This is a genomic window from Geobacillus sp. JS12, from assembly GCF_001592395.1.
GTDB lineage: Bacteria > Bacillota > Bacilli > Bacillales > Anoxybacillaceae > Geobacillus > Geobacillus zalihae.
In genome coordinates, this window is record NZ_CP014749.1 from 380,006 (window position 1) to 405,684 (window position 25,679).

The following is a 25,679-nucleotide window of genomic DNA, read 5'->3' on the forward strand; positions in this document are numbered from 1 at the left end:
ACTGTTCTGCCGCAAACGGTGGATGTGCCCCCCTTTCTGACACAAATTTGTCACACATTCATTATACATTTATCTGAAAAATTTGTAAATTGATGTTTTTTGTTATTTTTAAAAACTATTTTTTGCTTTACCGCACAAAACGGAGAAAATTTTTTTCTGTTTTTCTTATTTTCGCACTTTACAAAAAAACAAGGATCATGTAGAATGTCAACTGTATTCGACAATAAAATTCAACAATTTTCTACAAAAAACGACAAGGGGAGACATCTATGAATTTGTTTCGTAAAAAACCGATTCAATCGTTGCTTAAGGAGTCGGGGACGAAAGGAGCTTCGCTGCGAAAAGAGTTAGGTGCATTCGACTTGACGATGCTCGGCATCGGCGCCATTATCGGGACAGGCATTTTCGTCCTGACCGGGGTGGCGGCGGCGGAACATGCTGGTCCGGCTCTCGTTCTTTCGTTCGTTTTGTCTGGGTTGGCGTGCGTGTTTGCGGCGCTTTGCTACGCCGAGTTCGCCTCGACGGTGCCGGTGTCAGGGAGCGCCTACACATATAGCTATGCGACATTCGGTGAATTATTCGCTTGGATTTTAGGCTGGGATTTGATTTTGGAATATGGGATTGCTTCGTCGGCGGTCGCTGTCGGTTGGTCCGGTTATTTCCAAGGGTTGCTTGCCGGTTTTGGCATCGAGCTGCCGAAGGCGCTCACGAGCGCGTATGATCCGGGGAAAGGGACGTTCATCGATTTGCCAGCGATTATCATCGTCCTGTTCATTACGTTTTTGTTGAATTTAGGGGCGAAAAAATCGGCTCGTTTTAATGCAGTGATCGTTGCCATTAAAGTGGCGGTCGTGTTGCTCTTTTTGGCGGTCGGTGTTTGGTACGTCAAACCGGAGAACTGGACGCCGTTTATGCCGTATGGCTTCTCTGGCGTAGCGACCGGCGCGGCGACGGTGTTTTTCGCTTACATCGGCTTTGATGCGGTGTCGACGGCGGCGGAAGAAGTGCGCAATCCGCAGCGCGATATGCCAATTGGCATTATCGTCTCGTTGCTTGTGTGCACATTGTTGTATATTGCGGTTTCGCTCGTATTGACAGGCATCGTTCCGTACGAGCAGCTCAACGTGAAAAACCCAGTGGCGTTTGCGTTAAACTATATCCACCAAGACTGGGTGGCGGGCTTTATTTCGCTCGGGGCGATCGCCGGCATTACGACCGTGCTCCTTGTGATGATGTATGGGCAGACGCGTCTCTTCTACGCCATCAGCCGCGACGGTTTGCTGCCGAAAGTGTTTGCTCGCATCAGCCCGACGCGCCAAGTGCCGTATGTCAATACGTGGCTGACGGGAGCGGCTGTAGCGGTATTCGCCGGCATCATTCCGCTCAACAAATTGGCGGAACTGACGAACATCGGCACGCTCTTTGCTTTTATCACCGTCTCGATCGGCGTGTTGGTGCTGCGTAAAACGCAGCCGGACTTAAAGCGGGCATTCCGCGTTCCGTTTGTCCCAGTCATCCCGATTTTGGCTGTCTTATTCTGCGGCTACCTCGTTCTTCAGCTTCCGGCGATGACATGGATCGGTTTTGTCTCGTGGCTGCTGATCGGTTTAGTGATTTACTTTATCTACGGCCGCAAGCATAGTGAGCTGAATGAAATGGCACGGACGGAAGAAAAGGCCGGATGAGCGGCCAAACAATGAAAAAGGGGCTGTTCCCAATGGGGAAACAGCCCCTTTTCCCATTATGTCAAATTTTTCGGCAACACCGCGTTTCACCACTTTTTCATTTTCACGATTTAGTCGAACAATCGCCAAAACATAAAGACGCCCGCCTCAATGCCATTCGCGTCGCCGAGTTGCTTGTGGAGAACGAGGAATGGCTCGCCCCTATTGTTTCGAAAAAAGCAACTGCCAATCAAACAGCTGGAAACGATGGCGTCGGTCAGCCGCAAGACGATTGAGAGAAATAGAAAATACATTATTGCGGTCGCGGTTATTTTGGCAGGCGATTACATTTATTTAAAGGACTATTTGAACGCTCTCCCGCCCGTATTTCGAGATGGGAGATTCTTGGGAACACCCGCCCCACGGCAGGCTGTCCACCAAGCCATCCCCGTGCGTCCCACGGTTGTGCTGTCTTACAACGACAGCAAACGAAGCCCTTCATTCAGGATATTCCGAGCGGCGTTGTGGTCCCGGTCATGTTCGGCCCCGCAGCTCGGGCACACCCACTCGCGGATGCCGATCGACTTCACCTCAACCTGCCGGTGCCCGCAGCACGAGCACAATTGACTCGAGGGAAACGTGCACGCAACACGAACCACCGTCCGCCCGTACCATGTCGCTTTATACTCAAGCATGTTGAGAAAACGCCCCCACGCGGAATCAGAAATGGATTTGGCCAGCTTGCTGTTCTTTTTTGCATGTTCCTAACACGCAAGTCCTCCACGCACACCACTTGGTTTTCGCGGATGAGGCGGGTGGACAGTTTGTGCAGGAAATCGTTCCGGCAGTTGGCGATTTTTTCATGAAGCTTGGCCACTTTCAAACGGGCTTTCTCCCAGTTCGAACCGCCCGGCTTCCGACGAGCCATCACCCGCTGCCAGTAGGCGAGCTTTTCTTCATACCTGCGCCAATACCGGGGGTGTTCGATCGTTTCGCCTGTGGAAAGCACCACGATCTGTTTCAACCCCAAATCGACGCCCACTTTCTTGTCGGTTTGGGGCAATGGGGAATATCCGTTTCCACGAGAATGGAGACGAAATACTTCCCCGCTCGATTTCGACGAATCGTGGCGGAGAGAATGCGGCCTTCCATCTCACGGCTTTTGGCGAACTTCACCCATCCGAGCTTGGGAAGTTTCAATCGATGGTCGTCCACTTCGATCGTAGGGCGTCCGTTCTTTGGGTAGTTGCACTGGGCGGTGTACGATTGGTTCGGGTGTTTTTTGCTTTTGAAGCGGGGAGCGTTCGCCGTTCCCTCGAAGAACCGGTCAAACGCCTCGGACAGCTGTTGCAACGCGTTTTGCAAGGCGGTCGAATCGGGAGTCTTCAGCCACGGGATCGTTTGTTTCAATGCCGTCAGCCTTTTGGAACATTCGTTGTAGCCGAGCCCTCTTCCGGTGGTTTCATACGCCTCATTCCACTCGGCCAAAAAGTGGTTGTACACAAATCGGCAGCACCCGATCGTTTGGTTGATGAGCTTCGCTTGTGTTGAGGTGGGATACAACCGAAAGCGGTAGGCTCTATGCATGATCTTCCCTCCTACATACAGGAACGTGTGTTCTATCACTATCCATTTTACACCTTCTGTTCTGTGGAAGCAAGAGGAAGAGCGACGGCAAATCTCGATTCATCCCCCACTTACGCTCACGCATGGAAGTGGGGACTTCTTGGTTCATGGTGATAAAAGGGGTGCTTCCATTCTGAAAAAGGGAATTGTGCTGGAGTTAGGTGAAGAGTTCGTCACGGTATTGACGCCGGAAAGGGAATTTTCTTCGATTGAAAAAAGAAAAAGAAAGATCGCCGCCAAGCCGACGTCCACCGCCATTTGAAAGCGATGGATGCCAAAACGAAAAAAGCCGAGTGATTCCGCTCGGCTTTATTCCGTTTTTCGGCTTGCCAATTCGCTTTGTGCTTGAGCAATGAGCCGTTTCGTAATTTCCCCGCCGACGGAGCCGTTGGCGCGTGAAACCGTGCCAGCCCCGAGTTGCACGCCAAACTCTTGGGCGATTTCGTATTTAATTTGTTCCAACGCTTGTTCGATGCCTGGAACAAGCAGTTTGTTGCTTGAACGAGCCATTGAAATTCCTCCTTGATGATTTTTTGGATGCGGTACGATTAGTATGGACGATCGAACAAAGAGATATGGTTGGGAATTACAGGAGGAATTTAAAAAAAAAAAGATTGCAAACGTTTTCGGTTATTGTTTATAATGAAAACGAGCAGGTGTAATAGGGCTGTCTGCCAAGGTCTTCCCGACCTTGGCGGACAGCCTTTTTTCATGCGGCATAGGCGTTGAAAAAACGAGCATCATATAGGTGAAATACCAATTCCACGAAGAAAGGAACTGGAGCCATGGAATGGACGGTGCGGCTGCCAAAACAGGCAGGAAGGCAGGCCGGTCGGGGGTGGGCGGTCGCTGCGCTTGCCTCGATTCCGCTTGTCATGACGCTGGGCAATTCGATGCTCATCCCGGTGCTGCCGGCGATGGAACGGTAGCTCGGCATCACGCCGCTGCAGTCAAGCTTGCTGATTACGATGTATTCCGTTGTCGCGATTTTGTTCATTCCGCTGGCTGGATATATAAGCGACCGCATCGGGAGAAAAATGGTCATCATTCCAAGCCTGTTGCTGGCGGCCGCGGGAGGGGGGCTGGCGGGATGGGCCGCTTGGCGGATGGACGATCCGTACGGATGGATGATTGCCGGGCGCATGCTGCAAGGGCTTGGGGCGGCCGGGGCGTTTCCGATCGTTTTGCCGCTTGTCGGCGATTTGTTTCCGGATGAGGAGGAGGCAAGTCACTGTTTAGGGACGGTTGAAACTGCGAACACATTCGGCAAAGTGCTAAGCCCGATTCTCGGGGCGATGTTGGCTGGCATCGTTTGGTTTTTTCCATTTTTCTCCTTCCCTGTCTTTTGCCTGCTATCGGCAGCGATGATGGTTTGGTCCATCCAGGTGCCGGCGCGTCGGGAGCGGCCGTTGCCGTTGCGGGATTTTATTGCGGCGGTGAAGGTGATTTTCCATCGCGAAGGGCGCTGGCTTGCCGGTGTTTTTGCCATTGGGGGTCTGCTCATGCTCGTGTTGTTTGCCTTTTTATTTTTTCTTTCGAGCCGCCTTGAAGAGGTTTATGACATCGACGGGATAAGGAAAGGATGGGTGCTCTCCATCCCGCTCGGAGCGCTCTGCCTCGCTTCGTTTGCGGCCGGGAAAGCGATCGGCGGCCGGAAACAGCGGATGAAATGGGGCGTTGCAGCCGGCTCCGTCCTATCGGCGGCTGCGTTGGCCATCGTTCCCCTTCATCCATCCCTTTCCGTTTGGCTGGCGTTGTTCTCGGCAGCCGGCATCGGCATCGGCGCTGCGTTGCCGTGTTTAGATGCGCTTATCACGGAAGGAATTGAGAAAAGCGAGCGCGGGACGGTGACGTCGTTTTACAGTTCGCTTCGCTTTATCGGCATGGCCGCCGGTCCGCCGTTGGCGGCCTGGCTGATGCAAGGCGGCGCCGGTCCGCTCTTGTTCTTGCTCAGCGGGCTGGCGCTCGTCGGCGGGGGGCTTGCCTTTTGGCTGATACATCCAGAAATGGACGGAGGGGAAGGGAATGAAAGCGGTCACATACCAAGGCATTAAAGATATCGCAGTGAAACAAATGCCAGATCCAAAAATTTTGAAGGATGATGATATTATTGTAAAAATCACAAGCACCGCCATTTGCGGCTCGGATCTTCATCTAGTGCACGGCATGGTCCCGAACATGCCAGAAGATTTTATTATCGGCCACGAACCGATGGGCATTGTCGAGGAAGTCGGGCCGGCGGTGACGAAAGTGAAAAAAGGCGACCGTGTCATCGTGCCGTTTACGATTGCTTGTGGCCAATGCTGGTATTGCCAGCACGGGCTTGAGAGCCAATGTGATGCGTCCAACCCGAACGGAGAATCGGGGGCATACTTTGGCTATTCTGAAACGTTTGGCGGCTACCCGGGCGGGCAAGCTGAATATTTGCGCGTGCCGTTTGCCAACTTCACTCCGTTTGTCGTCCCGGACGACTGCGAGCTCGAAGATGAAAAGCTTTTGTTTTTGTCAGACATCGTCCCGACCGCGTTTTGGGGTGTTGATGAGGCAGGGGTGAAAGACGGCGATACAGTCGTCGTGCTCGGCTGCGGTCCGGTTGGATTGTTGACGCAAAAATTCGCCTGGCTGAAAGGGGCAAAACGCGTCATTGCCGTCGATTACATCGACTATCGGCTCGAACATGCGAAAAAGACGAATAAAGTGGAGACGATCAACTTTACCGAATACGAAAACACCGGCGAATACATTAAGGAACTGACCGGCGGCGGGGCTGATGTCGTCATCGATTGCGTCGGCCTGGACGGAAAAATGACGCCGCTTGAATTGCTCGGCTCGGCGCTGAAGCTGCAAGGCGGAGCGATGGGGGCGATCGTCATCGCCTCACAGGCGGTGCGCAAAGGTGGAACGATCCAGCTTGTCGGAGTGTATGGCTCCCGTTACAATCAATTCCCGCTCGGCGACTTGTTTTCGCGCAACATTACGCTGAAAATGGGGCAGGCGCCGGTCATTCATTACATTCCGACGCTGTACGAATGGATCGTCGAAGGAAAATTCGACCCGACTGACATCATCACGCACCGTCTTCCTCTTGACGAGGCGCAATATGCATACGAGATTTTCGATGAAAAGAAAGACGGCTGCATTAAAGTGGTGCTCAAACCGTAGCGGCGCATAAAGTCGGCGCAGCGGAGAGACGATAAGAAAAAATGCGGAAGGAGGATGGATGTGGCGAACATCGCATTTCCGGTCGCCCGCCTGCAAGACGGGACGCTTCGCCAGCTGCAGCAGCTCGAGCAGCGGCTGCGCGAAGAAACAGGAGAAGAAATTGTGCTTGTCGCGTATCAGCGAGAGACTGTAAACGAGGAGGGGACGAGACGATGATGAAACGGAAAGTGAAATTTGACGCAGCGAAAAACAACAACAAAACGCCGACGGAAAGCTTGCCGGATACGGAGTTTGCGGCCCAATACGCCGGCGAGGAAGATATGATCCGCGGCGCGAACCGCAACTCGAAAAAAGGCCGCCAAGGAGGCGGCGATGGATAAAAAAGGGAACCAACAGCCCGCCCGAATAAGCGAAGAAATGGCGTTTGAATGGGGCGATTTCGCCGCCCATGAGCCGCTTTGGATCATGGAGGAACAAAAACGGGCGAAAGAAAACGAAAAGAAACGAAAAAAGCAGGGATAACGCTCCCTGCTTTTTCACGTGGTGCACAAAAAAGCCGTGCCTCCGGCGTTGGGCCGTTAGGCCGATGCCGAAGCGGACAAGGCGGACAGCGGTGCGGAAAACAGCGTTGCGCCGGCGCCGGACGGGTCGAAGTAGGCGACGATGACGGTTGGCGCCCATGAGAGTTGCTTTTTCGCGGCGTAGTGGCTGACATCAACCGGCACGATTTCCACGACCGTATGTTTAAACAGCTCCTTTTCTCCGAGCCCGAGGGCGGCAAAGTCCTCCCCAAGCACCTCGGGGCGCTCAAGCAACGCGCGGTAGACGGTCGTGCGCGTCGTTTTCTCCGTTTTTTCTTCCCACCACGGCTTGCGCGGTTTGTATTTTTGGTTGCGCAAGTAGTCGTATTTCATGAGCGATTCGGCGACAGGCAGGGCATCTGGCGCACACGTACGTAAAAACTCATGCAGGCGGCGGAATAAATCCTCAAGCTGATGGCCAATGCGCGCCCAGCCGCGCTCATCCCAATACGTGCCAAACTGCTGGAAAAAGTCAAACGGCGATGGGAACACATCGGTCACCAAGTACTCGATCGTTTCGTCCATTCGATGGGCGTTCCAATACTTTTCGAGCACGTCTTCCACTTGCTTGATGCGGATGACGTCATCAAACGACAAGACGTTGTTGGCGAGCACTTCGTATGGCGCATGGTCCATATACACATAGCCGTACTCCTCGGCGCGCAGGCGCAACCCAGTGCCGCGCAGCAGTTTCAAAAAGCCAAGCTGCAGTTCTTCCGGGCGAAGGGCGAACACGTCGTTAAACGTCTTTCGGAACGAGTTGTAGTCTTCTTCGGGCAGACCGGCGATCAAATCCAAATGCTGGGCGATTTTCCCGCCTTCTTTAATCATCGTCACCGTTCGCGAAAGTTTTGCGAAGTTTTGCTTGCGCATAATGAGACGGTTCACTTCGTCGTTTGTCGACTGGACGCCGATTTCAAAGCGGAACAGCCCGGGCGGCGCCTCCTTGTTTAAAAACTCGATGACCTCCGGGCGCATAATGTCGGCGGTAATTTCAAACTGAAATACCGTTCCCGGTACATGTTCGTCAATTAAAAAGCGAAACATGTCTATTGCATAGCTGCGGCTAATGTTGAACGTCCGGTCGACGAACTTGATCGTCCGCGCTCCGTGCTTCATTAAATAGCGTAAATCATCCTTGATTTTTTCACGGTCAAAATAGCGGACACCTACTTCAATCGAGGACAGGCAAAATTGGCAACTGAACGGGCAGCCGCGGCTTGTCTCCACATAGATGATCCGGTTCGGAAGATGTGGGATGTCTTCCGGAAAGCGAAACGGCGACGGCATATCAGCAAGGCGGATTTTGTTTCGCTGCGGATTGACGACGATGCGCTTTCCATCGCGAAACGCCAGCCCTGCGACATCTGCCACTTCTTTGCGGCCTTCTAAGGCAAAGAGCAGCTGTTTAAACGTTTCTTCCCCTTCACCGATGACGATAAAATCCAATTCCGGCACCCGCTCCATCCATTCACGCACATCGTACGACACTTCCGGTCCGCCGGCGACGATGACAATATTCGGCGCTGCTTTTTTCAACAGCTTGACGACTTTGATCGTTTCTTCAATGTTCCAAATGTAGCAGCTGAAGCCGATGACATCCGGACGGCGTTGGTACAAATCAGTCACAATGTTCAGCACCGGGTCTTTGATCGTATACTCAACAAGCTTGACGTCAAATTCGGGCTGAGCGTATGCTTTTAAATAGCGGATGGCTAAATTCATATGAATGTATTTGGCGTTCAATGTCGCACAGACGATGTTCATCGCAACAAAACCCCTTTGTCTATCATATAGCAGCAAAACTCCTTTGTCTATAATTTATAGATGCAATTGGAAGCTTTCATTTGGCTTTAAGCGAGGGGGAGAGTTGACTATCATGCAGTTTAGCCAAATGAAAAAGCAGAAAAACTTGTCGAACATTGTGGAAAAGAATTTTAAAAAATCTTCGTAAATCAAGGGAGGAGTAAATTTTTCCACATCGAATATATATTTCGTTGAATGGTTTGAATAGACAAGGAGAGATGGATATGGCCCAAAGCCTTTCTCCTCGGGAAGAACAAAATGCATCGACGGATGTGCGGTCGCTTGAAGAGGAAAATCGGCGGTTAAAAGAGCGGTTGAACAGTTATTCGATCATTTTTGAGCGGTCGCTCGATGCGATCGTGATTTTAAATAAAAACGGTGAATTTGTCGATGTGAACGAAGCGGCGTGCAAGCTGTTTGAGATGGATAAGTTTTCGTTGATCGGCCATTCGTTTTCTTCGTTCCTCGAACTTGTGCCGCCCGATATTTTGCTGTTTCAGCGCTCGATGTTGCAAAAGTTCGGTTCGTTCAGCGATGAACTGCTCATCAAACTGCCGGACGGCAAAGTGAAGCATGTGGAATTTTCGATGAAAAAGGATGTGTTCGACGAATTTGACCTTGTCATGATGCGCGACATCTCAGCCCATAAGGCGCTTGAGCGCGAACGCATCATTCATGAGTTTTTGTTTCGCGACGTATTCAACCGCGCCGTTGACGGCATCGTCATTTTCGATGAATTTGGGCGGTTTATCGATGTCAATCCGGCGTTTTCGATGAGCTTGAACTTGGAAAAAGGAAAACTGCTCAATTTGTCGTTTCAGCAGTTCGTCGCCCGCGAATGCGCCAATGAGTTCGCTCGGCTGCTCGCGGAAGTGAAAGAAAAGGGAACGGCCAAAGGCGAGTTGTCGCTTGTCCGCCCGGACGGAACGGTGAAAATGTTTGAGCTGACGGCGACTTCCAACGTCTATAGCGGGTTTTACATGGCCATTATGCGCGATGTGACAGAAAGAAAAAATATGGAAATCAAGTTGCAAAAAAGCGAAGAACGGTTCCGGGCTATTTTCGAACAAGCGCATGAGGCGATCCTCATTTGGGACGATTTTGGCTACATATTGAACGCCAATCCGGCGGCGAGCCGGACGTTTGAGCTGCCCTTGAATTTGCTTGTGCGCCGCAATTTGTTTGAGTTTGTCGACTATGGGGACGAAAAGGTGAAACGCATTTTCAGCGAGTTCCGGCGCAAAGGGGAAATCCGTGACGAGCTGACGTTTCATATGCCGAACGGTGAGGATAAGCAGCTCGAGTTCACCATGAAAAAAGGAGCGATCGACGGGTACCACTTGACGATTTTCCGCAATGTGAGCGAGCGGCGGAAAATCGAGCGCGAGCTGCGCGAAAGCGAGCAAAAGTTCCGGAGCATTTTCGATCATGCGATGGATGGTATTTTGCTTTGGGATGCCAAGCATCGGATCATCGACGCCAATCCGGTTGTCTGCGGCATTTTTTCCGTCGAAAAGGAGGCGCTGCTTGGCCGAATGGTGGTCGAGCTCGTTCCGGAGCGGGCGCGCCGCCAGCTCAATAAGCTGCTTCAACAATGCCAACGCACCGGCGAAGCGAGCGGCGAGGTCGAATTTTTCGACGAGGGAAAAGGGAGAATTATTGAGTTTTCACTGAAAAAGGAAGTGATTCCCGGCGTCGGGATGATGATGCTGCGCGATGTGACCGAGCGCAAGGAGATGGAGCTGCAGCTGCGCAAGTCGGATACGCTCAACGTCGTCGGGGAATTGGCCGCCGGCATCGCCCATGAAATCCGCAATCCGATGACGGCGCTAAAGGGTTTCATTCAGCTGTTGCAAGGAAGCATTGACGGCGACTATTCGATGTATTTTAATGTCATTATGTCGGAATTGAAACGGATTGAGTCGATCATCACCGAGTTTCTTGTCCTGGCGAAGCCCCAGGCGGTGCAGTACAAACAAAATGATATCTGCAAAATTATGCAAGACACGATCGATTTGATCAGCGCCCAAGCGATGATGCACAACGTGCAAATCATCGCCGACTTCGAGCGCGGGCTGCCGCCGGTGTATTGCGAGCCGAATCAGTTGAAGCAAGTGTTCATCAATATTTTGAAAAACGCCATCGAAGTGATGCCAAAAGGCGGGGACATTACGGTGCGCATCACTCGCGCCGGGTGCTATGTGCGCATCTCCATCACCGACCAAGGATGCGGCATTCCAAAAGATAAAATCAAAAAGCTTGGCGAGCCGTTTTATACGACGAAAGAACGCGGCACCGGCCTCGGCTTGATGGTCAGCTATAAAATCATAGAAGAGCACCAAGGGAAAATTGAAGTGGAAAGCGAAGTCGGCGTCGGCACGACGTTCCATATCACCTTGCCGATCGAACGAATGGAAAGAGAGGACGACGATGACGATTGAATATGCAGTATACCGCTCAGAGCTGCTCGGCGACATTTACGTCGCCTCCGACGGCGACGCGATTGTCAAAGTCGAGCTGTTTCCAGAAGAATGGCGCGCGTTCGCCGGCGAACATTCGGTTGTCAAAAGCTGGTCGCCGCTTCTTGAACGCGCGCTTAGGCAGCTGGATGAGTATTTCCACGGTCGACGCCAAGTATTTGACTTGCCGCTGAAGTGGAAGGGAACAGCCTTCCAAGAAGAGGTGTGGGCGGCGCTTTGCCGCATCCCATACGGCGAGACGGCGACATACGCTGACATCGCCGCGCAAATCGGCCGCCCGAAAGCGGTGCGCGCCGTCGGCCAGGCAAACCGGGCGAATGAACTGTCGATTCTCGTTCCGTGCCACCGTGTTGTCGGCAAAAACGGCGCTCTCATTGGCTATGCCGGAAGCCGCACCGATGTGAAGGCGAAGCTGTTGGAGCTTGAGCGCCGCTTACGTAGATGACGCTCTTGCGTTCGTGGAACAGGCAAAGAGTTTGGAAGGCGTTGTATGCGGATGCTGCAATGGAGCAGGCGGAAAAAGAAGCTGATGGCTTGTCTATATAAGTTGAAACTTTGTTTTACATCCAGTAGAGCGCTCGCTGCATTCTATCAAAATGACTTGTTATGAAGGAAAACAGAATCGAACAATCGGAAAATCTTTATTGCAACTTATATATAGATGCAATTTGAAGCTTTACCATTTATAGCTTTTATCAAGTATTTGATCGACTGTCGGGCGACCGAACAACGCCGCTTAAAGACCCATATATGGGTCTGTGAAGCAGGTGGTTGTTTGGTCTTCCGTCACGCCAAGGCGTGACGGGGCAAGCCTGTTGCTTGCCTTCGACAGTCGAAAATGGACAAACCGCTTTTCCGTCAAGGATATGGTAAACTTCTTCGTTGCATCTATATGAAAAACGCGTCTGCCCCGAGGATTGCCATCCACGGGGGCAGAGATCGGGCGTTATGTTTTTTGCCAATGCGACAAGGCGAGGGCGCCGACTAAAATGGCGCCTTTTATAATGTCTTGGGCGTAATACGGGACGTTTGCCATCGTCAAGCCGTTCAGCAACACGCCCATTAAAATCGAGCCGAACAATGTGCCGATGACGTTCGGCTTGCCGGCGCCAAAGACGGAAAAGCCGATGTAGGCGGCGGCGACGCTGTCCATTAAAAGAGAGGCGCCGGCCGACACTTGCCCGGTGCCGATGCGCGAGGCAAGGACGATGCCGCCTAAGGCCGCAAAAAACCCGCTGATGACGTATGCATATGTCCGATAGCGGTTGACTGGGATGCCTGAGAGCCTTGCCGCCTCGCGGTTTTCCCCGGTCAAATAAAAGAGGCGGCCGGGTTTCGTGTACGTTAAAAACAGATGAGCGGCCATGACGACAAACAGCATAAGCAAGACAGAAAACGGTACGCCGAACAGCTCTCCCTGGCCGATAAACAAAAAGGAAGGAATGAATTTGCCCGGCGCCGTGCCGCCATCGGGCAGCGGCATGTCGTTGTAGATCGAAAACCCTTTCGTATAGGTGAGCTGCACGCCGTTAATGGCGTACATCGTCGCCAATGTTGCAAGCAAATCGGGCAATTTGAATTTGACGATCAACAACGAGTTCAAGAGCCCGACAGCAATGCCAAGCAACAGCGGCACGAGCAGGGTGATGAAAATTTCTTGGCGGTACAGGACGAGCGCCGCGGCGCTCGCGATCGTCGCGAGGCTCACCGTCGAACCGACGGACAAATCGAAGCCATCGACGATGAGCGAAAACGTAATGCCGATGGCCACGAGCGTCACGATCGAAATGGACCGCAAAATGTCACTGAAGTTTTCATACGTAAAAAATCGGTCTTGCGTGATGCCGAAGTAGGCGATCACGGCAAGAATGGCCAGCAAGGTGCCGTGTTTATACAACCATTCAAGAATGGACGGCGCCGTTTTTTTCGACGGCGTTGTGGAAACGGCTGGCTGGCTCATGGATCTCACCTCCGCTGCAATAGTAAACAAGCTGTTCATACGTCAGTTCAGCGGCCGGCAGGCGGGCGAGCAGCCGGCCGTCGACCATCACGTAGATGGTGTCGCAAATGTCAAGCAGCTCTTGAAATTCGCTGGAAAAGTACAGCACCGTTTTTCCTTCATCGGCAAGGGAGCGAATGATGGAAAACACCTCTTGCTTCGCATGGACGTCGATCCCTTTGGTCGGTTCGTCAAACAAAAAGACGCGTGCGTTTGTGTTGAGCCATTTGCCGATGACGACTTTTTGTTGATTGCCGCCGCTCAAGTGGCGAACGACGGTGGTGCTTGACGGCGGATGAACACCTAGCGAGCGGACGAGCCCGTCGGCTTCAGCCGCTTCTTTCGCCCGGCTGATCCATTGCCAGCGCGACAGGCGGGAAAGAAGGCGGACGGTCAAGTTCGTTTTCACTGACTCGGGCAAAAACAACCCTTGTTTGCGCCGTTCTTCCGGGATGAGGCAAAGGCCGGCGTCGATGGCTTCATAAGGCGATGAGAACACATAGCGTCTGCCATCGATTTCCCACTCGCCGGATGTGTTCCGGTGGGCGATGAGGCTTTCGGCAAGCTCCGTCTTGCCGGCGCCAACCAAGCCAGCGATGCCGACGATTTCGCCGCGGTGGGCGTATAGGTCGACTGTTGTCCCGGTTTTGTCGATCAACATTCCGCGGGCGGCAAACGCGATGTCGCTTCTGTATGTGCGTGCTTGTTTCGCGGCGGCGGTCCGCTTCGTTCCAGTCATATGAAGGATGATGTCCTCAAGCGGCAGGCTGCGGGCGCCTCCGTGATAGACGACGCGGCCGTCGCGCAAAATCGTCAGCCGGTCGGCGATCTCCTGAACTTCTTTCAGCTTATGAGAGATGTAAATAAAGCCGACGCCTTGCTGCTTCAGTTCATCGATGATGGCAAACAGACGCCTTGTTTCCGCCTCGCTTAAGGCGGCCGTCGGTTCGTCTAGGATGATATAGCGCGCGTTGGATGACAGCACTTTGGCGAGCACAATCAGCTGCTTTTCATGGAGCGAGCAGTCGCGAGCCAATTTCGTCGGCGGCAACGACAGGCCGACGCGGCGAAGGAGGGCGGCGGCCCGCTCTTTTTCTTGACGCAGCGAGCGAATCGGCCGTTGCTTCACATGGACGAACTCGTCCGCCGCTACATTTTCGTAAATCGGCAAGCCGGGAAAGAGCGCTGTGTCAACTTCTTGAACGACGAGGCCGATGCCGGCTTGTTTTGCTTCGCGCGGCGATGAAAACGTGTATATCGTACCGTCGATCGTGATCGTACCAGCGTCAGGCGGAATGGCGCCGGCCAAAATGTTCATGAGCGTGCTTTTGCCGGCGCCGTTCATGCCTAAAAGGGCGTGGACTTCGCCAGGACGAACGTCGAAGTCCACGCCGTCAAGCACGCGCACGGCGCCAAACGATTTTTCAATGCCCCGCATTGACAACCCGTTCATTTTTTGTTCACCTGGGCTTCCAACGTTTTCATCCACGGCGAGATGGCGACATTGGATTGCCCCAGCCCGGAATGTATTGCGAAAGCTCATTCATCGACACTTGTTTGTCCGGAAGATCGGACCGTTTCACTAAATGCGGCTCAAGCGAGTAAATGTTCGGCGTTTTCTCGCCGGCGATTTTTTGATAGGCGAACCGCACTTGGACGCGGCCGACTTCGGCTGGGTCCGTCGCCGTTGTCGCCACCCATGGGCTGTTTGGTTTTTGGATCATTTGCAAGTCTTCATCGCTCAAATCGATGCCATACACTTTAATTTCCGTGCGCCCGGCTTGCTCGATGGCGCGCGTCGCCCCTTTGGCGAACTCGTCCCAAGTTGCGAAGACAGCGTCAATGTCGCCTTTGTTCGGGTATTTTTTCAAAATCGCTTCCATTTGCGTTTGTGTGTCCAAAGCTGTGTTGGCGCTCGCCGTGCCGAACTTGGCGATTTCTTTAATGTTCGGATAGCGTTTTTTGAACGCGTCATAAATGACATGGCGGCGTTCCATCGGGGTAAAGCCGCCGACCCAAATCGTGACGATGTTGCCTTCCCCGTTTAAGTCTTCTGCGAGCGTTTTTAATGTTTTCCAGGCGAGGCTGTAGTCGTCTTGGTCGATGACGGTGACGCCGGGAATGTTCAAATCGTTGTCAAACGCCACAACGGGAATGCCTTTGGCGACGGCTTTTTTCACCGGGCCTTCGAGCGCATCGGCGCGGCCGTGATCAAGCAAAATGGCGTCCACATTTTGTGTAATGGCCGTCTCAACGTACGATGCCATTTTGGTTAAATCGTTGTCGGCGTTGTAAATTTGCACCTCGCCGCCGAATTTTTGCACTTGTTCTTTGACGCCGGCGATGTATTGCGATGAGAACGTGCCGATGGACAGTTGCATAATGGCGGCGATTTTCACCGGCTTTTTCAACTTTTCGGGAATGGCCGCTTGCTCGTCGCTTGTTGCCGTCGAGTGGCTGGATGTCGTTTCCGTTTTGTTGTTCGTGGTCTTGGCTCCGTTGGCTGGCTTGGAGCTCACGGCATCTTGCTCGTGTGTGCAGCCAGCCAAGATGGAGAACACGGCAAAGAAAAGAAGAAAAAGGGAAGATAAGGCCTTAAATCGTTTCATGTTGCTCCTCCTTTGTGAATAATGATGGCAGCGTTGCGTTGTAATTGCCGCGAATGATGCCTTTTTCGGTAATGATGGCGGTAATGAGTTCGTTTGGCGTTACGTCAAACGCCGGATTGTATACGTTGACGCCTTCCGGGGCGATGCGCACGCCGGCAATGTGGGTCACTTCATCCGGATGGCGCTCTTCGATCGGGATGTCCGCACCTGTTTTCGTCGTCAAATCGATCGTGGACAGCGGCGCGGCGACGTAAAACGGAATGTCAAACGACTTCGCGAGCAAGGCCAGGCCGAACGTGCCGATTTTGTTCGCTGTATCGCCGTTTTGTGCGATCCGGTCGGCTCCGACGATAATGGCGCGAATCCCTTTCGCTTTGATCGTTTGCGCTGCCATGTTGTCCGTAATAAGCGTGACGTCGACGCCTGCTTGCATCAGCTCCCAGGCGGTCAGGCGCGCCCCTTGCAAAACGGGACGTGTCTCAAGGGCGTAAACGGATAGCTCGATTCCTTTTTCTTTCGCCAAATAAAACGGGGCGAGCGCCGTTCCGTAGCGGGCGGTGGCGATCGAGCCGGCGTTGCAGATCGTCATCACCCGATCGCCCGGACGAAAGAGCGACAACGCGTATTCGCCGATGCGGCGGCACACATCCTCATCTTCCACTTGAATGCGGATCGCCTCATGGATGAGCGCCGTTTTTGCCTCGTTGACGGAAAGGGCGTCGGCCGCAGCGGTGACAAGCCGATCGAGCGCCCAAAACAAGTTGACGGCGGTCGGCCGGGCACTGGCTAGGTAGTCACGATCTCGTTTCAAGCAGCGGCGGAATTCATCGAGCGATTCGGTGTCATAGCCGAGCGCGGCAAGCGCCAGGCCATAGGCGGCGGTGATGCCGATCGCCGGCGCTCCGCGCACTTTCAGCGTGGCAATGGCCTCATAGACGTCTTCCAAAGTGTGCAAGTCGATATATTCGATGATGGATGGCAGCTTTTGCTGGTTTAAAATCGTCACATGCGTCTCGCGCCATTCGACTGAGCGCGGGATGGCAAATGTGCTCATTGCTGTCTTCCTTTCTTTTGGCGTTGTTCGTTTGTCCGGCCCGTTGCCGGCGGGCCGGATCGAATGGCATTATTGCTTGGTTTCGGCGAGCAGCCGGCGGAAGCCGTCTGTTCCCGTCAATTCAGCCCGCTCTACGATCAAGCGGCGGCCGAGGCGGAGCGCATGCCGTTTGGCAACAAGCCGTTCATCTTTGTGCTCGATGCCGTCAAGGTCCGCCACATGGGCGAGGCCGATCGTCCGGCGGATGACTTCGCAGCCGGCAAAGCCGACAGCATCGATGAACGCGTGCCGGAGCACGTCCTCGAGCAAGCCCGGCGTCGCGGCGTACGTTTCCACGCTCTCGGTGCGCCAAAGGGTTGAGAACACGGACGCAAAGACGTCCCATGTCCGGTCGATGTGGTCAAAGAGCGGTTGGCGCTCTAATTCAGGGCGGGACAACGCATTTAACAGCAAATTGGCGAAAAATTGGCCAAGGTCAAACCCGATCGGACCGTAAAAGGCGAATTCCGGGTCGATCACTTTCGTTTCGTCGGCGCTTACGAAAATGCTGCCGGTATGCAAATCGCCATGCAAGAGCACATCGGCTTCGGTTAAAAACTTGCGCTTCAGCTTTGCTGCTTCTAGGTGCAAGCGGTCATCGCGCCAAAGCGCTTCAACGTCTGGGCGCAATTCGTCTTCAAAGTTGTTCGTTTCGTGGTCAAAAAACGGGTCGGTGAAGACGAGGTCTTCCGTGATTTTGCACAGTTCCGGATTGACGAAGCTTTGCGCCAATTTCTTTTTCTCTTGCTGGTTCATGCCGAAATCAGACGTATAAAACGCCGTCTTGGCGACAAACTCGCCGATATGCTGGGACAAAAGCGGATACGTTTTTCCTTCGATCAACCCTTTGCGGGCGATTTGCAAACGGGATAAGTCTTCCATCACCGTAATGGCGAGCGATTCGTCAGAATAGTAGACTTTCGGCACGTATTGCGGCACATAGCTCGCAAACGTGCGCAGCGCGTTGCTTTCGATGATGGCGCGCTTTAACGTAAGCGGCCAGCTTTCGCCGACCACTTTGGCGTACGGCAACGCTTGTTTGATGATTACGCCTTGCTTTGTTTCTTGGTCGACGATATGAAACACTAAGTTCAAGTTGCCGTCGCCGATCTCGCGGCACAAAAGCGGCGCCCCGTCGCGGAATAAGCCGAGGCGGACAGCGAGAGATACCGCCTTCGGTTCGGTCAGCGGTTCGTAAACCGATGTTTGAACAGTGGTCATTGCCTTGTTCCCCCTTTTTTCATTTCGCTCGTTTTCAAATGCCGGTTCTGACGCGCGCTAAAACTCGGCGTTTCCGGCAAATGAAAAAGCCTCTTTCGCATACGGAAAGAGGCTTGAAGATTCATTCGTTCTTCGCGCCTCTTATCTTTCAGAAAGACATCGGTCTTTCTGTTGGACTTAGCACCGTGCCCTGCGGAAGCATGACGCTTCCGGCGCCGCCCTTGGCGTGCGCCCTATCTCACGATAGCATTACGGTCGGTTGCTGGGCTTCATTGGGCCAATTCCCTCAGCCAACTCTTGATAAGAGTACCGATCAAACGTATTTCGTTTTTGCAATTTTCGCGATGTTAATAATCGTTTGGCTGCTTGATTCGAATGATACAGGTTGGGCTGGCGGATTGTCAATACGTTTTGAAAAATTTTTTTGCCGCCTCTTCATAATCGTGCGGCCGGCGGTCGGCAAACACCGGGATGCGCGCGCGGACGTCCGCAACGAGTGAGGGATCGATGTCGGCCGAGAGAATGCCCGGCTTCTCGTCCGCCTCGGCGATCACTTCGCCCCATGGGTCGATGACGAGCGAATGGCCGGCAAAGACGTTGTTCGGGTCGCGGCCAGCCCGGTTGCAGGCGACGACGTAGCATTGGTTTTCAATCGCCCGCGCCATCAAGAGCGTCCGCCAATGGTGCAGGCGGGGAAGCGGCCATTCGGCGACGACAAACAGCACTTCCGCCCCAGCCAAAGCATGGGCGCGAATCCACTCCGGAAAGCGGATGTCATAGCAAATGACCCCGGCGCATGAAAGCCCGTCGAGCGAAAACAAGCCTAAGCTGCTTCCCGGCTGCAAATACAAATGTTCATCCATCAATTGGAACAGATGGAGTTTGCTATATTCGCCGACGACTTGACCGTTCCGGTCGGCCACGATCATCGTGTTCGTCACGCCGGTTGTTGTTTTTTTAGCGACCGAGCCGGCGACGAGATGGATGCTGTGTGCTTGCGCTAGGCGGGAGGCGAACGCTTTGGCCCGTTCGGCGCCTTCGTCGGCAATCTCATCTAGGCGCGTCAAATCGTAGCCGGTCGTCCATAATTCCGGCAGCACGATGATATTCGCGCCGTCCTTGACGGCCGATTCAATGGCGCTTTCCGCGCGCCGTTCGTTTTCGTTCGGGTCGCCAAACGCAATATCAAGCTGGAGGCAGGCGATGCGGATCGTCATGAGTTTTCACCTCGAAAAAATTTTGCTTTACATTTTGCTTTTTACGATATATGATGTTGCACTAGAATTTCAAGAATTTTTTAAGAAGGTGTGGGCGATGACGATGGAAATTCCTTTTTCCGAGTTGCTTGAGCAGCTGCCAAAGCAATTTTTCGCCTCGCTTGTCGCAAAAGTCGGGGAGAAAATCAAGGCCGGATGCGACGTGATCAATTTAGGGCAAGGCAACCCGGATCAGCCGACGCCAAAGCATATCGTTGAGGCGATGCAACGGGCGGCGGCCAATCCGAAATACCATAAATATTCGCCGTTTCAAGGCTACTTCTTTTTGAAAGAAGCCATCGCCGCGTTTTACGCGCGCGAGTACGGGGTGACGATCGACCCGGCCCGCGAGGTCGCCATTTTGTTCGGCGGCAAAGCCGGGCTTGTCGAGTTGCCGCTTTGCCTCGTCAACCCGGGCGATGTAGTGCTTGTCCCGGACCCGGGCTACCCGGACTATTGGTCGGGAATCGCGCTCGCCCGCGCACGGATGGAGATGATGCCGCTTGTTGCGGAAAACGGTTTTTTGCCGGACTATGAAGCCATTCCGGCGGCAGTGGCCGACCGGGCGAAACTGATGTTTTTAAACTATCCGAACAACCCGACCGGCGCAACGGCGACAAAGGAATTTTTCGCGGAGACGGTGGCGTTTGCCGCCAAGCACGGCATTGCCGTCGTGCACGATTTCGCTTATGGGGCGATCGGCTTTGACGGCCGGAAACCGGTCAGCTTCCTGGAAGTCGATGGGGCGAAAGACGTCGGCGTCGAAATTTATACGTTTTCGAAAACATACAATATGGCCGGCTGGCGTGTGGCGTTTGCCGTCGGCAACGAGCGGATCATTCGGGCGCTTGAGCTTTTGCAGGATCATTTGTATGTCAGCTTGTTCGGCGCCATCCAGGAAGCGGCCGCCGCGGCGCTCCTTGGTCCGCAAGACTGCGTCGCGGAGCTCGTTGCCTTGTACGAGGCGCGCCGCAATACGTTTATTCATGCTTTGCGCGACATCGGCTGGGAGGTGCAGGCGCCATCCGGGTCGTTTTTCGCCTGGCTTCCGCTGCCAAAAGGCATATCATCCGCTGAGTTTGCCGACATGCTGCTTGAGCGGGCGCATGTCGCCGTCGCCCCAGGCATCGGGTTCGGCGAGCACGGCGAAGGGTATGTGCGCGTCGGCCTCTTGACCGATGAAGCGCGGCTTCGCGAAGCAGCGGAGCGGATCGGCCGCCTTGGATTGTTTGAAAAAAATTTTTGAAAAATGATTGACAACGCCAATCGGTGATGGCATAATTCAAAGTAAATTTGCCAATTGCTTGACAAGTGCATAAACGAGCAGGCTTTCTTATCAAGAGCAGGCGGAGGGACGAGCCCAATGAAGCCCGGCAACCGGCTTGGCGCGCGCCAAGCACGGTGCTAATTCTTGCAGCGGAAACGCTGAGAGATAAGAAGAGCGCCATGACTGAATGACGCCTCTTCTTAGGAAGGGGCTTTTTTATTTCGCCATATATTGAAAGAGGGATGGGCGATGAGTGCAGTCATTGCGACGTATTTGCTTCATGACGAGAAAGACATTCGCAAAAAGGCCGAAGGGATCGCGCTCGGCTTGACGGTTGGCACATGGACGGACTTGCCGGCATTAGAGCAAGACCAGCTCCGCAAACATAAAGGGGAAGTCGTTGCGATCGAAGAGCTTGGCGAAAGCGAGCGGGTAAACGCGTACTTCGGCAAGCGGCTGAAGCGGGCGATCGTCAAAATCGCCTACCCGACAGTCAACTTCAGCGCCGATCTGCCGGCCTTGTTGGTGACGACATTTGGCAAGCTGTCGCTCGACGGTGAAGTGCGGCTGCTTGATTTAGAGTTTCCGGATGAATGGAAGCGGCAGTTTCCCGGGCCGCGCTTTGGCATCGCCGGCATTCGCGAAAAGGTCGGAGTGTACGACCGCCCGTTGTTGATGAGCATTTTCAAAGGCATCGTCGGCCGCGATTTGGCGTATTTGACATCAGAGTTGAAAAAGCAAGCGCTTGGCGGCGTTGACTTGGTGAAAGATGACGAAATTTTGTTTGACAGCGAACTTCTTCCGTTTGAAAAGCGGATCACCGAGGGCAAGACGGCGCTTCAGGAAGTGTACGAACAAACGGGCAAGCGGACGTTGTATGCCGTCAACTTGACCGGCAAAACGTTTGCGTTAAAGGACAAAGCGAAACGAGCCGCCGAGCTTGGCGCTGATGTGCTGTTGTTTAACGTCTTCGCTTATGGGCTTGATGTGCTGCAAGCGTTGCGTGAAGACGAGGAGATTGCGGTGCCGATTATGGCTCACCCGGCGTTCAGCGGCGCCGTTACGCCGTCGGAGTTTTATGGGGTGGCTCCTTCGCTTTGGCTTGGAAAGCTTTTGCGGCTCGCCGGCGCCGACTTTGTCCTGTTCCCGTCGCCGTATGGCAGCGTCGCCTTGGAGCGTGAGCAGGCGCTTGGCATCGCAAGGGCGCTCACCGACGACCAAGAGCCGTTCGCTCGGGCATTTCCGGTTCCGTCGGCCGGCATTCACCCGGGCTTGGTGCCGCTCCTTGTCCGCGATTTCGGCCTTGACAGCGTCGTCAACGCCGGCGGCGGCATTCACGGCCACCCGGACGGGGCGATCGGCGGCGGACGGGCGTTTCGCGCTGCCATCGACGCGGCGCTGGCCGGCCGTCCACTGCGTGCGGCGGCAGCAGAAAACGAAGCGCTGCAAAAGGCGATCGACCGCTGGGGCGCTATTGAGGTGGAAGCATGACGAAACAACTCGTTCTTTTTTGCGATTTTGACGGCACGATCACGGAAAACGACAACATCATCGCGATTATGAAACAGTTCGCCCCGCCGGAGTGGGAGGCGCTAAAGGACGACATTCTCGCCCAGCGCATCTCCGTTCAGGAAGGCGTCGGAAAAATGTTTTCGCTTCTTCCGTCAGCGCTGAAAGGGGAGATTGTTGACTTTTTGCTTAGCACCGCCCGCTTGCGCGAAGGTTTCCGCGAGTTTGTCGCGTGGACAAAAGAGCAAAGCATCCCGCTCTATATCGTGAGCGGCGGCATCGACTTTTTCGTCTATCCGCTGCTTGAAGGGCTCATTGAACCGGAGCGGATTTTTTGCAACGGCTCCGATTTCAGCGGTGAGACGATCCGCATCACATGGCCGCATGCATGTGACAGCCGGTGCCAAAACGGCTGCGGCTGCTGCAAGCCGTCGCTATTGCGCAGGCTTGCCCGCCCGGACGGGTATCACGTCGTCATCGGCGATTCGATCACCGACTTGGCGGTGGCCAGGCAAGCCGACTATGTGCTGGCGCGCGATTTTCTGCTTGAAAAATGTCAAGAGCTTGACCTGCCGCACGCGCCATTTGCGACGTTTTTTGACGTGATGGATGCGTTGCAGCGAATGGAGGTGATCGTATGAGCATCGTCGTGAAAAAGTGGAACGAGCTTGCGGAAGTGAAAGCCGAGCTCGCCGCCCGCGATTGGTTTTTCGCAACAAGCGGCAATTTGTCGATCAAAGTGACGGACGACCCGTTGACGTTTTTGGTGACAGCGAGCGGCAAGGATAAGCGGAAGCAAACGGATGAGGACTTCTTGCTCGTTGACGCTGCCGGCCGACCAGCGGAGAAAACACATTTAAAGCCATCAGCGGAGACGCTGCTGCATGTGGAAATTTACAACCGCACAAACGCCGGTTGCGTCTTGCACGTTCATACCGTGGACAACAATTTGATTTCTGAACTGTATGCGTCAAACGGGGAAGCAGTCTTTTCCGGCCAGGAAATCATCAAGGCGTTTGGCATTTGGGAAGAAAACGCCGCAGTGCGCATCCCGATCATTAACAATGACGCCGACATCCCGATGCTGGCTCGGGAGTTTGCGAACCATGTTCATGGCGATGCCGGCGCCGTGTTGATCCACAACCACGGCATTACCGTCTGGGGACGAACGGCGTTTGAAGCGAAAAAACATTTGGAAGCGTGGGAGTTTTTGTTCAGCTGGCAGGTGAAGCGGCTGCTTTTGCAACGGGCCGGCCTGCCGGTTGGTTAATATACATCTTTTAGAAGGGGGATTTTGACATGGCCGTCATCAAAGTGAGAAAAACAGGTGAAGTGATTACAGGAGAGGAGAATGTGCGCGCCTTTTTAAACAGCCAAGGCGTCTTGTACGAACATTGGGACATTGCCAAACTGCCGGAGCATTTGCGCGACAAATACGTGCTCACCGATGAAGAGAAAAATGAGATTTTGGCGACGTTCAAAGATGAAATTGAAGATTTGGCGGCGCGCCGCGGCTACAAAACGTGGGACATTGTCGCTTTGTCTGAGGCGACGCCGAACTTGGAAGAGCTGCTGAAAAAATTTGAACAAGTGCACATCCATACGGAAGACGAAGTGCGCGCCATTACAGCCGGCCATGGCATTTTCATCATCAAAGGCGACAAAGAGACCGGCTATTTTGACGTCGAGCTGGAAGCCGGCGATGTCATTTCTGTGCCGGAAGGGAATCCGCACTACTTTACGCTCATGGACGACCGCCAAGTCGTAGCCGTCCGTCTGTTCATCGACCCGTCCGGCTGGGTCGCCCATCCGTATGAAGAAAAGGAAGAGGCCGTCCAATAATGAGAACACCCCGTTGCCAGGCAAGGCAGCGGGGTGTTTCGTTCTGTATGGAGAGGAGCGCCTGCCTCGATGACGGAAGGGGGGACCGCTAAAACGATTCGGTTAACAAAATCATAAACAAAATGCCGATAATAAAGGCGTACGTCGAGATCCGTTCGTTGCCGTCGCCATGGCTTTCGGGAATGAGTTCTTTGTAAATGATAAACAGCATCGCCCCGGCGGCAAACGCCAACCCGTATGGAACGAGGCCGCGGAAGAGAGAGGTTAAATAAAAGCCGAGCAAAGACGTCACAATTTCGACCGCGCCGGTTAACGTGGCAATGACAAACGCTTTAAAGCGGCCAATCTGCTGATTGACTAAAAACAAGGCGACCAAAAATCCTTCCGGCGCGTTTTGCAAGCCGATGGCCAATGCGATCAAATTGCCGATTTGCGAAGCGCCGTCTGAGGCGTAGCTCACCCGACTGACAGCCCTTCGGGGAGATTGTGCATCGCAATGGCGGCGATGATGAGCATCGCCTTTTCGTCGAATTGCAAGCCGCTTTTCGTATGTTCCAAGTCGATATGGGGGACGGTCATCTCAAGCAGCGTTAACACGAGCACCCCCGCCGCCAATCCGATGGCGAGCGCCTCGAAACCGCCGGACCGCAGCGCCTCGGGAATAAGGCTTGCCATCGAGGCCGCCATCATAATGCCGGCTGAAAACGCGAGGAGCACATCGCGCCAGCGGTGGGTGAGCGATTTGGCCATAAACAAAATCGGCACAGCGCCAAGTCCGGTCGATAAGGCGGACAGCACACTGCCGGTCAATACCCCGTTCATCTAATTCCCCTTCATCAGCCTTTATTTTTTCATATGCGCCGTTTCCGCAAATGTGACAATCGCCCAAGCGCTGCCCTATAATAAATTATCATAGCGAAAAGAACGGCCGCTGGCGAGAAAAATGGACCAGCGCCTGGCAAAAACGGTTGCCTGCCTGTTTGCTGTTCAAGTATAATGCAAGTAAGAACTGGTTAAATGCAAAGGGTTGGATGGCATGGAACAAAAAGAGCAAGAACTCGAGCGATCGCTGAAGTTGTTTATCGTATTGTCGCGGGCTTACCGCGCCGTAAGCGACCAAGTGAACAAATCAATCCACTCATTCGGGGTCAATCCGACCGAATTTGCCGTGTTAGAATTGTTATACCATAAAGGGGATCAGCCGCTCCAGCAAATCGGGGAAAAAATTTTGCTGGCGAGCGGCAGCATCACGTATGTCATCGACAAGCTTGAAAATAAAGGCTTGATCATCCGCCGCGCCTGCGAACGAGACCGGCGCGTCACGTACGCGTCCATTACAGAAGAGGGGCGGCGGTTTATTGAGCGCGTATTTCCCGAGCATGCGGAAAAAATTCACGAAACGGTTTCGGCGCTGACGGCGGCAGAAAAAGAGCAGGCGATTGCGCTGCTGAAAAAATTAGGATACGGGGCAAAAACAAGGGGCTGACGTGAGGTCGGCCCTTTAATTTTGCCGAAAATGGATACGTTATATAAAGAACATACCATCGCCAGCAAAAAGGAGAGA

General features: G+C 53.7%; 21 protein-coding genes, 5 pseudogenes and 2 riboswitches. Of the genes and pseudogenes, 16 read left to right on the forward strand and 10 right to left on the reverse strand.

The window, feature by feature from the left end:
- Nucleotides 1-269: 269 nt before the first annotated feature.
- Entirely contained in the window at nucleotides 270-1,685 is a 1,416-nt protein-coding gene (locus A0V43_RS01980; protein ID WP_063192255.1) for a branched-chain amino acid transporter BcaP, read from the forward strand.
- A gap of 101 nt (nucleotides 1,686-1,786) precedes the next feature.
- Nucleotides 1,787-2,042 (forward strand): annotated as a pseudogene (locus tag A0V43_RS01985) (RNA polymerase subunit sigma); the annotation flags it as partial.
- A gap of 95 nt (nucleotides 2,043-2,137) precedes the next feature.
- Here A0V43_RS01985 and tnpB read toward each other — a convergent pair.
- Nucleotides 2,138-3,251 (reverse strand): annotated as a pseudogene (gene tnpB / locus A0V43_RS01990) (IS200/IS605 family element RNA-guided endonuclease TnpB).
- A gap of 139 nt (nucleotides 3,252-3,390) precedes the next feature.
- Between tnpB and A0V43_RS19660 the strand changes: the two are divergent.
- On the forward strand, nucleotides 3,391-3,552 hold the full coding sequence (locus A0V43_RS19660; RefSeq protein ID WP_164834589.1) for an anti-sigma factor domain-containing protein: 162 nt from the start codon (nucleotides 3,391-3,393) through the stop codon (nucleotides 3,550-3,552).
- Between the two features lie 47 nt (nucleotides 3,553-3,599).
- Here A0V43_RS19660 and A0V43_RS02000 read toward each other — a convergent pair whose 3' ends face one another.
- The gene (locus A0V43_RS02000; protein ID WP_063192257.1) at nucleotides 3,600-3,800 is read right to left on the reverse strand and encodes an alpha/beta-type small acid-soluble spore protein; all 201 of its coding nucleotides are present in this window, start codon (nucleotides 3,798-3,800) and stop codon (nucleotides 3,600-3,602) included.
- Between the two features lie 275 nt (nucleotides 3,801-4,075).
- Here A0V43_RS02000 and A0V43_RS02005 point away from each other — a divergent pair.
- The 5 genes and pseudogenes from A0V43_RS02005 to A0V43_RS19675 all read left to right on the forward strand — a co-directional run bounded on the left by A0V43_RS02005 (nucleotide 4,076) and on the right by A0V43_RS19675 (nucleotide 6,974).
- Nucleotides 4,076-5,344: pseudogene (locus A0V43_RS02005) on the forward strand (MFS transporter).
- On the forward strand, nucleotides 5,316-6,452 hold the full coding sequence (locus A0V43_RS02010; protein ID WP_063192258.1) for a zinc-dependent alcohol dehydrogenase: 1,137 nt from the start codon (nucleotides 5,316-5,318) through the stop codon (nucleotides 6,450-6,452). Before A0V43_RS02005 ends, A0V43_RS02010 begins: the two are co-directional and overlap by 29 nt.
- A 60-nt stretch (nucleotides 6,453-6,512) precedes the next feature.
- The gene (locus A0V43_RS19665; RefSeq protein WP_164834603.1) at nucleotides 6,513-6,668 is read left to right on the forward strand and encodes a hypothetical protein; all 156 of its coding nucleotides are present in this window, start codon (nucleotides 6,513-6,515) and stop codon (nucleotides 6,666-6,668) included.
- The gene (locus A0V43_RS19670) at nucleotides 6,665-6,832 is read left to right on the forward strand and encodes a hypothetical protein (RefSeq protein ID WP_011230441.1); all 168 of its coding nucleotides are present in this window, start codon (nucleotides 6,665-6,667) and stop codon (nucleotides 6,830-6,832) included. Before A0V43_RS19665 ends, A0V43_RS19670 begins: the two co-directional genes overlap by 4 nt.
- Nucleotides 6,825-6,974: a hypothetical protein gene (locus A0V43_RS19675; RefSeq protein ID WP_164834604.1), complete on the forward strand. Its 150-nt coding sequence runs from the start codon at nucleotides 6,825-6,827 to the stop codon at nucleotides 6,972-6,974. Before A0V43_RS19670 ends, A0V43_RS19675 begins: the two co-directional genes overlap by 8 nt.
- A gap of 56 nt (nucleotides 6,975-7,030) precedes the next feature.
- Here the strand turns inward: A0V43_RS19675 and A0V43_RS02015 are convergent, their stop codons facing one another.
- Nucleotides 7,031-8,800: a B12-binding domain-containing radical SAM protein gene (locus A0V43_RS02015; protein WP_063192259.1), complete on the reverse strand. Its 1,770-nt coding sequence runs from the start codon at nucleotides 8,798-8,800 to the stop codon at nucleotides 7,031-7,033.
- Nucleotides 8,801-9,063: 263 nt separating this feature from the next.
- On the opposite strand from A0V43_RS02015, the gene A0V43_RS02020 reads away from it, so the two are divergent.
- Nucleotides 9,064-11,280 (forward strand): PAS domain-containing sensor histidine kinase, encoded by a 2,217-nt coding sequence (locus tag A0V43_RS02020; protein WP_063192260.1) that lies wholly within the window; start codon nucleotides 9,064-9,066, stop codon nucleotides 11,278-11,280.
- A complete protein-coding gene (locus tag A0V43_RS02025) occupies nucleotides 11,270-11,764 on the forward strand; it encodes a methylated-DNA--[protein]-cysteine S-methyltransferase (protein WP_015374243.1) in 495 nt (164 codons plus the stop codon). Before A0V43_RS02020 ends, A0V43_RS02025 begins: the two co-directional genes overlap by 11 nt.
- Nucleotides 11,765-12,265: 501 nt before the next feature.
- Here A0V43_RS02025 and A0V43_RS02030 read toward each other — a convergent pair.
- The 6 genes and pseudogenes from A0V43_RS02030 to A0V43_RS02055 form a co-directional block, all read right to left on the reverse strand.
- Nucleotides 12,266-13,279 carry an ABC transporter permease gene (locus A0V43_RS02030; protein WP_063192261.1) on the reverse strand — a complete coding sequence of 338 codons (1,014 nt, stop codon included), beginning with the start codon at nucleotides 13,277-13,279 and terminating at the stop codon, nucleotides 12,266-12,268.
- Complete coding sequence (locus A0V43_RS02035; RefSeq protein ID WP_063192262.1) at nucleotides 13,221-14,771, reverse strand: sugar ABC transporter ATP-binding protein; 1,551 nt, start codon at nucleotides 14,769-14,771, stop codon at nucleotides 13,221-13,223. The genes A0V43_RS02030 and A0V43_RS02035 overlap by 59 nt, the downstream gene beginning before the upstream one ends.
- A pseudogene (locus tag A0V43_RS02040) lies at nucleotides 14,768-15,927 on the reverse strand (sugar ABC transporter substrate-binding protein). Before A0V43_RS02040 ends, A0V43_RS02035 begins: the two are co-directional and overlap by 4 nt.
- Nucleotides 15,914-16,981 carry an S-methyl-5-thioribose-1-phosphate isomerase gene (mtnA, locus tag A0V43_RS02045; protein ID WP_063192263.1) on the reverse strand — a complete coding sequence of 356 codons (1,068 nt, stop codon included), beginning with the start codon at nucleotides 16,979-16,981 and terminating at the stop codon, nucleotides 15,914-15,916. Before mtnA ends, A0V43_RS02040 begins: the two are co-directional and overlap by 14 nt.
- Before the next feature lie 69 nt (nucleotides 16,982-17,050).
- On the reverse strand, nucleotides 17,051-18,241 hold the full coding sequence (gene mtnK / locus A0V43_RS02050; RefSeq protein WP_063192264.1) for an S-methyl-5-thioribose kinase: 1,191 nt from the start codon (nucleotides 18,239-18,241) through the stop codon (nucleotides 17,051-17,053).
- A gap of 138 nt (nucleotides 18,242-18,379) precedes the next feature.
- Nucleotides 18,380-18,548, reverse strand: a riboswitch (SAM riboswitch).
- Between the two features lie 94 nt (nucleotides 18,549-18,642).
- Nucleotides 18,643-19,458: a carbon-nitrogen family hydrolase gene (locus A0V43_RS02055; RefSeq protein WP_063192265.1), complete on the reverse strand. Its 816-nt coding sequence runs from the start codon at nucleotides 19,456-19,458 to the stop codon at nucleotides 18,643-18,645.
- Nucleotides 19,459-19,555: 97 nt separating this feature from the next.
- Here A0V43_RS02055 and A0V43_RS02060 point away from each other — a divergent pair, with 97 nt between their 5' ends.
- The 5 genes from A0V43_RS02060 (at nucleotide 19,556) to A0V43_RS02080 (ending at nucleotide 24,115) form a co-directional block, all read left to right on the forward strand.
- Complete coding sequence (locus A0V43_RS02060) at nucleotides 19,556-20,743, forward strand: pyridoxal phosphate-dependent aminotransferase (RefSeq protein ID WP_063193782.1); 1,188 nt, start codon at nucleotides 19,556-19,558, stop codon at nucleotides 20,741-20,743.
- 84 nt (nucleotides 20,744-20,827) lie between these two features.
- Nucleotides 20,828-20,936, forward strand: a riboswitch (SAM riboswitch).
- Between the two features lie 77 nt (nucleotides 20,937-21,013).
- Nucleotides 21,014-22,255 (forward strand): 2,3-diketo-5-methylthiopentyl-1-phosphate enolase, encoded by a 1,242-nt coding sequence (gene mtnW, locus A0V43_RS02065; protein WP_063192266.1) that lies wholly within the window; start codon nucleotides 21,014-21,016, stop codon nucleotides 22,253-22,255.
- The gene (mtnX, locus tag A0V43_RS02070; RefSeq protein ID WP_015374251.1) at nucleotides 22,252-22,914 is read left to right on the forward strand and encodes a 2-hydroxy-3-keto-5-methylthiopentenyl-1-phosphate phosphatase; all 663 of its coding nucleotides are present in this window, start codon (nucleotides 22,252-22,254) and stop codon (nucleotides 22,912-22,914) included. The genes mtnW and mtnX overlap by 4 nt, the downstream gene beginning before the upstream one ends.
- A complete protein-coding gene (locus A0V43_RS02075) occupies nucleotides 22,911-23,543 on the forward strand; it encodes a methylthioribulose 1-phosphate dehydratase (protein WP_063192267.1) in 633 nt (210 codons plus the stop codon). Before mtnX ends, A0V43_RS02075 begins: the two co-directional genes overlap by 4 nt.
- 29 nt (nucleotides 23,544-23,572) lie before the next feature.
- The gene (locus A0V43_RS02080) at nucleotides 23,573-24,115 is read left to right on the forward strand and encodes a 1,2-dihydroxy-3-keto-5-methylthiopentene dioxygenase (protein ID WP_063192268.1); all 543 of its coding nucleotides are present in this window, start codon (nucleotides 23,573-23,575) and stop codon (nucleotides 24,113-24,115) included.
- An 88-nt stretch (nucleotides 24,116-24,203) separates the two neighbouring features.
- On the opposite strand, the pseudogene A0V43_RS02085 reads toward A0V43_RS02080, so the two are convergent.
- Nucleotides 24,204-24,937: pseudogene (locus tag A0V43_RS02085) on the reverse strand (ZIP family metal transporter).
- 214 nt (nucleotides 24,938-25,151) lie between these two features.
- Here A0V43_RS02085 and A0V43_RS02090 point away from each other — a divergent pair.
- A complete protein-coding gene (locus A0V43_RS02090; RefSeq protein ID WP_063192269.1) occupies nucleotides 25,152-25,601 on the forward strand; it encodes a MarR family winged helix-turn-helix transcriptional regulator in 450 nt (149 codons plus the stop codon).
- The last annotated feature ends 78 nt before the right edge of the window (nucleotides 25,602-25,679 follow it).